The following is a 6,511-nucleotide window of genomic DNA, read 5'->3' as shown; positions in this document are numbered from 1 at the left end:
AGCGCGGATACGACGATGTGGGGGAGGGTCTGGAGCGCCATTTTCGAAACTGATCCCGTTACCGCCTGTAGCTGATCCCGTTTCGAAGCCGATGCGGACTGATTCGGAGAGACCGTGACCGCTTTCGCCCCGGACTCGATCGTCCTGAATCGCAAGCTGCCGCTCTGGTATCAGGTGTCGCAGTCTCTGCGCGCCTCGATACTCGGCCGCACCCCCGACGCCCCGCTCCGGCTGCCCACCGAGGAGCAGCTGGCGGGGCACTACGGAGTGAGTGTCCTGACCATGCGCCAGGCGCTCAAGGAGCTCGAGGACGAGGGCCTGATCAGCCGGCACCGGCGGCGCGGCACGTTCATCGAGCCGAGCGCCCGGCGCGGCTCCCCGGTCCGGCTGCTCGGCTCGGTCGACGCGATCGTGGCCCAGCAGTCGGGCATGAGCACCGAACTGCTCGCGCACGGCAGGGCCCCGGTCTCCGGCGAACTGGCCGAGCACTTCCCCGGCCTGCCCGAGGTGGCGACGTACCACCGGCTGCGCAGCGACGAGAAGACGGGCGAACCGACCAATCACGCCCATAACTTCATCCGCCCCGAACTCGCGGAGCGCGTCGAGCTGGACGATCTGGCGCGCTGGCCCATGACGAAGGTGCTGCGCGATGTCGTGGGCGTCCGCATCAGCCGCATCACCGACACCGTCGAGGCCACGCTCGCCGACCCGGAGACGGCCCGCCTCCTCGAAGTGCCGCTGCTCAGCCCGATCCTGCACTACACGGGCATCACGTACGACGAGGAGGGACGCGCCCTGGACGTGGCGCGCATCCACTACCGCGGCGACCGCTTCTCCTTCACGGTCACCCTCGACGCGACGTAAGGGTCTCGACGTACGATGCCGGGCGTGACGCACGACGAAGCGGCGCTGCTCGCCGACCTGATGCCGTGGTCCGTCGCTCCGCTCCGGCCGGGCCGCGGGTGGCCGATGGGACCGGACGCCGCATCCCTCAGAGCCCGTTGGGCCGCGTTCCTGCGGGCGGACACGGCCGAACGCGAGAGGCTGCTCTCCCCCTCGCGCTCGCGCACCCTGCACACCGCCGTCGCGCAACTCCCCGGCCACCGGGGGTCGACGGCCGCGCTGGCCGCCGAGACGGGCCCCTGCCCCGACCCCGTACGCGTCCTGCACGGCCCCTTCGACGAGCAGTGGCTGATCCCGGTCCACCGTCTGATCGACGCCGCGCGCCCGGAGCTGTGGCGGGTCACGGGCGAGGGCCAGCTGTTCCTCGTCGAACAGGGTTACGTCACCGGCTCCGCGGGGCCCGCGGTGCTCGCCTGCGCCGTGCTCCCCGACGGCCGCTCCCCCGCCGGGCGGCCGGGCCGGATCCGCCCGCTGTTCCGCCGCCCCGGCGGGCTCGAACCCAACGTGACAGCGGGCCTGCTCGCCCACCTCTCGGCCGCGCTCGGCCAGGACGTCGGCGCCGCCGATCTGCTGGCCTGGACGCTGGCCGTGGCGCAGGCGTCCCCGGCGGGATGCCGGGTGCCGCTGACGTCCGACGCCGGGGTCTGGGAGCGGGGCACGGAGCTGGGCCGCCGCGTCCTCGCGCTCCAGGCCCGCGGCGACGGCGCCCGCCCCAAGCTCCCCGGCGGACGGCGTCCGTATGTCCGGGCTCCGCTGCCCGCCCGCCCCTCGGAACTCTCGTACGACGCCGACGAGGAGGCGCTGTGCGTGGACGAGGGCCGCATCTCACCGGTGCCGAGGGAGGCGTGGGACTTCGAGGTGAGCGGAGTGCGGGTCCTTGAGCTGTGGTTCGAGCGGCGCATGACGGCGGGCGAGGCGGGCACGCTCGACGCGATCGGGCCCGCGCAGTGGCCGCAGGCATGGACGTCCGAACTCCTCGAACTGATCACCGTGCTCGCGCTCCTCGCGGAACTCCGTCCCCTGCAAGAGGAGTTGACCGCGGACCTCGGCCCCGGCATCACACCGGAAGCGCTGCGCCGCGCGGGTGTGCTTCCCGCACCCGAAGCCGCGCGGCGCCCCGCATCGGTCCTCGACCACCACGAAGAGGGCCCCGGCGGCCAGTTCGCCCTCATCTGATCCCGGCCGGGACTCCGGCCCCGGTCAGGCGAACGAGTCCAGGAGCCGGTTCATCATCCGGTCGAAGAGCTCGTCCGCGTCGCCCGGCGCGGGCGCCTCCTTGAGCGCCTCCGCGAGCCGCGGGTAGGCCCCGGTGCCCACCTGCCCCGCGAGGTAGGCGTACCGCACCTGCTGTTCCCGCTCCGCCGACCATGGCAGTGCCCGCGCGCGCTCCGCCATGGCGAGTTCGCCTGCGACGTACGTCATGACCGAGCCGTTGACCATCCCGATGAGTTCCGCCTTGGTGCCGTAGGGCACGTCGAGGCCGTCCAGGGCGCCGAGGCAGTGCTCCAGATAGCGCAGGGCGTTGGGGCTGAAGCCGTAGAGCGCCGACATGATGCGGGGCAGCCACGGGTGGCGCCGCATCAGGTCGCGGGTCTGGCGGCCGAGCGCCAGCATCGCCGCGCGCCAGTCCTCGCCGGGCGGCCCCTCCGTCAGCACGTACTCGCCGCTGACCGCGTCGACCATCAGTTCGTACAGGTCTTCCTTGCGCGGCACGTAGTTGTAGAGCGACATCGTGCCGCAGCCCAGTTCGCCCGCCACTCTGCGCATGGAGACGGCTTCGATGCCGTCCGCGTCGGCGATGCGGACGGCCGCCGCCGCGATGTCCGCCCTGTTGTACGCGGGCTTCGGGCCGCGGCCCGCACGCTCGGGGCGCGCCCAGATCACTTCCGGTTCGGCCGCTCGGCCCGCCATTGATCATCACCTCGCCACCCATGTTAGTTACGTACAGCGTACGTAGTGAGGTACCGTACCGGCATGACTTCTACGTACGCTGTACTTAGTGAAGGTCTGGAGAAGCGTTTCGGGGACGTCCATGCCCTGCGGGGGCTCGATCTAGCCGTCCCCGAGGGCACGGTCTGCGGGCTGCTCGGCCCGAACGGCGCGGGCAAGACGACGGCGGTGCGACTCCTGACGACGCTCCAGACACCGGATGCGGGGCGCGCGCTCGTCGCGGGGCACGACGTGGTGCGGGAGGCTGCCGCGCTGCGCAGGATCATCGGCGTGACCGGGCAGTACGCCTCCGTCGACGGCGATCTGACCGGCCGGGAGAATCTGCGGCTCTTCGCCCGGCTGCTGCGGGTTCCGCGGGCGCGGGGTGACGAGTTCCTGGAGCGCTTCGACCTGGCGGAGGCCGCCGACCGGCCCGCCCGCACCTACTCCGGGGGCATGCGGCGGCGGCTCGACCTGGCGGCCAGCCTGCTCGTGCGGCCGCGTGTCCTCTTCCTGGACGAGCCGACCACCGGGCTCGATCCGCACAGCCGGGGCGAAATCTGGGACGCCGTGCGGGAGCTGGCCGCCGCGGGCACGACCGTGCTGCTGACCACGCAGTATCTGGAGGAGGCGGACCAGCTCGCCGACGAGATCGTCCTGATCGACGGGGGCCGTGCCGCACACCGCGGGACGCCGGTGGCGCTCAAGGCGCAGATCGGCAGCTACGTGGAGGTGGTCGTCGCCCGGGACGCGGGTGCGCAGGCGCTGCACGGCGCCGCGGTCGTGCTCGACCAGCTCACCGGGGGTGAGCCGGTCCTTGATGCCGAGCGGCGTACCGCCGGGGTCGTCGCCCTCGATGCGGGGCTGACGCTGCCGCGTGTCGTACGGGAGCTCGATGCCGCCGGGGTGCCTGTCGTCGACGCGACGCTGCGGGCTCCCACTCTCGACGAGGTCTTCCTGCGGCTCGTCGCTCGCGCGTCCTAGACCGCCGCCTCGCGGCGGATTCTTGCCCGCCCACCCGCCCGATCACCCCGCACGGAGGTCCCTTTGAACGCCATCCTCTACGACGGCACCGCCGTCCTCGGCCGGCATCTGCAGCGCATCAGGCACGCGCCCGCCATCCTCGTCATGACGCAGACGATGCCCGTCGTCTTCCTGCTCTTCTTCGGCTACGTGTTCGGCAGCGCCCTGGCCATGTCCGGCTCCGACTACCGCGCCTTCCTCGTCCCGGGGATGCTCGTCGCGACCGCCGCGAACGGCATCATGACCGGCATGTTCACCGCCGCCCAGGACTCCCACCGGGGCGTCATGGACCGCTTCCGCACGATGCCGATGAGCCGCTGCGCGGTGCCGCTCGGGCAGGCCGCCGCCGATCTGCTCACCACCGCCGTGGGGCTTGTGCCGCTGATGCTCGTCGGGCTCGCCATGGGCTGGCGGATCGAGGGCGGGCCGCTCGAGGCCGCCGCCGCCTTCGGCCTGCTGCTGCTCTTCCGGTTCGCGACGACCTGGATCGGCATCCTGCTGGGGCTGGCCTCGCAGAGCGAGGAGGCGGCGGGGCAGCTGGGCGGCGCGACGTTCATGCTGCCGCTGCTCTCGAACGCGTACATCCCCGCCGACGGCCTGCCCGGCTGGCTGCGCACCCTCGCCGAGTGGAACCCGATCAGCGCGGTGGCCACCGCGGTGCGCGACCTGTTCGGCAACGCGCCCGTGCCGGCCGGCGCCGCCTGGCCGGTGGCGCATCCCGTGGCGGGGGCGATCCTCTGGTCGCTCGTGCTGCTCGGCGTGTGCGTGCCGCTCGCCGTCCGCCGGTACGCGCGCGGGGGACGGTGAGCGGTCGGCTGCGCCCTACTTCTGGGGCGCGAGCTCCGGTCCAAGGGAGGAGAACTTCTCCCGGGACACCACGCGCTTCGGCGGCCAGGTGATGTTCGGCGGCGGCCACTTCTGGCGCGTCTTCTTCAGGAACCACGCCGGGGGCTCGTACATGGGCGGCTCATAGCCGTCCGGCAGCGCGGTCTGCCAGCTGACGCCCTTCGTGCGCTCCTCGAACTCGTCCTTGACCGCCTTCAGGCGCTCGGGCTGGGTGATCAGGTCCACCGCCGTCGCCGCCAGATACTTGGCCGCGGCGATCACGGCCGCCTGGCCGGGGGCCGCCGCCGCGCAGGCCGCGGTCGACCAGGTGTGCATCTTGGTGCCGATGGGGGCCAGGGCGGCGCCCATCGAGACGGTGGGGACGTTCCAGCTGATGTCGGCGACATCCGTCGAACCGCCGCCCATGAAGACCGGATTGGGCGGCGTCAGTTCACCGACCTTGTCGTGCATGCCCTTCTGGGGCAGACCGAGGGACTCCTGGAGCTCCTTGGCCAACTCGTGGGCCTCGGAGGTGAATCGGGGCGGGCCTATCTCGCGCATGTTCGCGTGCAGGAGCTCGGCGAACGCCTTGGCCGGAAGCTGGTTCCAGCAGGCCGAGGTGACGCGGTGGCTGACGGTCGTCTGTGACGCCTTCGCCGCCGCCTCGGAGACGGCGATCACCTTGTCCAGGAGCACCTTGACGCGGGCGGGGCTCCCTTCGCGTACGTAGTACGAGATTTCGGAGATCTCGGCGGTGACGTTCGGGATGTCGCCGCCGTTGTTGATCACCCAGTGCAGCCGGCCGCTCGGCGCGAGGTTCTCCTCGCGCAGGAACTCCGACATCGTCGCCATCATCACGGCGGCGTCGAGCGCGGACTTGTTGCCGAGCGGGGTGCCGCCGTGTCCTGCCACGCCGAGGAAAGTGAAGGTGACGGCGGTCATCGCGGTGGTGCTGCCCCAGCCCGTCGCGTTGGCCGTCGAGGGATGCCAGTCGAGGAACGCGTCGAGGCCGTCGTACACGCCCTTGCTGACGGCGTAGGTCTTGCCGATCAGCATCTCCTCGGCGGTGGAGCCGAAGAACTTCACGGTGACGGGCAGCCCGTGCTTCTTCGCGGCCTGCGCGACGGCCGCCGCCGCGGCTGCCGCCGCCGTGCCGAGCGCGCTGTGGCCGCAGCCGTGGCCGGGGCCGTAGCCGGGCGCGAAGGGGTCGTGGACGTACTCCCGCGGATCGTGGTGGCCCACGCCCTTGCGCTGCGAGAGGCCGGGCAGCGCGTCGTACTCGCCGCTGAAGCCGAGGACCGGGCCGCCCTTGCCGTGCGTGAACGTGGCGGTGAAGGCCGTCGGGAAGCCCGCGGTGCCGAACCGGACGTCGAATCCGGCCCGTTCGAGGAACTCGGCCTCGGCGAGGGAGGACTTCCACTCGCGCAGGGACAGTTCGGCGTTGTCCCAGATCTCGGCGTTCAGGCCGGTGATCCGGTCGTCGTGGGAGGTGATCCAGTCGAGCGCCGCACGCTTGGCGGGGGTGTCGGCGGCGAGGCCTTCGGGCGCTTCGTAAGCGGCGGGTGAGTCGTCGGCGCCCGCGGCCATCGCCGGGTCCGCGTCGGCGGTCATGGCACCGGCGGTGACACCGGCCGCGCCGAGAAGCTGCATGATGCGGCGGCGGCTCAGGGGTTGGCCGCCGGCGGGAAGAACTTCATGCTCATGCTGATCGTGCAGGTCACACACGCGCACCTCCGGGGGTGAGGTTGGGTGTATCGGCCAAACAATCAGCCACAGTGCGGCCGGAAAGTTGCGGCGTCAACAGGTGCGCATGACATGCTGTCTCTTATAC

Annotated in this window: 6 protein-coding genes; 4 read left to right on the top strand and 2 right to left on the bottom strand. The window is 71.8% G+C overall.

Annotation, left to right across the window (positions count from 1 at the left end; translation table 11 throughout):
- The first annotated feature begins 114 nt into the window (after positions 1 to 114).
- Together ACQKIP_RS36430 and ACQKIP_RS36425 are read left to right on the top strand one after the other, a co-directional pair.
- A complete protein-coding gene (locus ACQKIP_RS36430; RefSeq protein WP_365859968.1) occupies positions 115 to 864 on the top strand; it encodes a GntR family transcriptional regulator in 750 nt (249 codons plus the stop codon).
- Positions 865 to 879: 15 nt separating this feature from the next.
- Entirely contained in the window at positions 880 to 2,079 is a 1,200-nt protein-coding gene (locus tag ACQKIP_RS36425; RefSeq protein WP_427745123.1) for a type ISP restriction/modification enzyme, read from the top strand.
- A gap of 24 nt (positions 2,080 to 2,103) precedes the next feature.
- On the opposite strand, the gene ACQKIP_RS36420 is transcribed toward ACQKIP_RS36425, so the two are convergent.
- Positions 2,104 to 2,814, bottom strand: coding sequence for a TetR/AcrR family transcriptional regulator (locus tag ACQKIP_RS36420; RefSeq protein ID WP_365859966.1), 711 nt, complete (start codon positions 2,812 to 2,814; stop codon positions 2,104 to 2,106).
- A 63-nt stretch (positions 2,815 to 2,877) separates the two neighbouring features.
- Here ACQKIP_RS36420 and ACQKIP_RS36415 point away from each other — a divergent pair, with 63 nt between their 5' ends.
- Positions 2,878 to 3,816, top strand: a complete 939-nt coding sequence (locus ACQKIP_RS36415; protein ID WP_365859965.1) for an ATP-binding cassette domain-containing protein — start codon at positions 2,878 to 2,880, stop codon at positions 3,814 to 3,816.
- A 63-nt stretch (positions 3,817 to 3,879) separates the two neighbouring features.
- Entirely contained in the window at positions 3,880 to 4,662 is a 783-nt protein-coding gene (locus ACQKIP_RS36410; protein WP_365859964.1) for an ABC transporter permease, read from the top strand.
- A 15-nt stretch (positions 4,663 to 4,677) separates the two neighbouring features.
- On the opposite strand, the gene ACQKIP_RS36405 is transcribed toward ACQKIP_RS36410, so the two are convergent.
- On the bottom strand, positions 4,678 to 6,330 hold the full coding sequence (locus tag ACQKIP_RS36405) for an amidohydrolase (RefSeq protein ID WP_365859963.1): 1,653 nt from the start codon (positions 6,328 to 6,330) through the stop codon (positions 4,678 to 4,680).
- Between the last annotated feature and the right edge of the window lie 181 nt (positions 6,331 to 6,511).

The organism is Streptomyces sp. NPDC059900, from assembly GCF_050270335.1.
Classification (GTDB): Bacteria; Actinomycetota; Actinomycetes; order Streptomycetales; family Streptomycetaceae; genus Streptomyces.
Note: the sequence above shows the minus strand (reverse complement) of the source record. Positions and strands in the feature narration are given on the sequence as shown.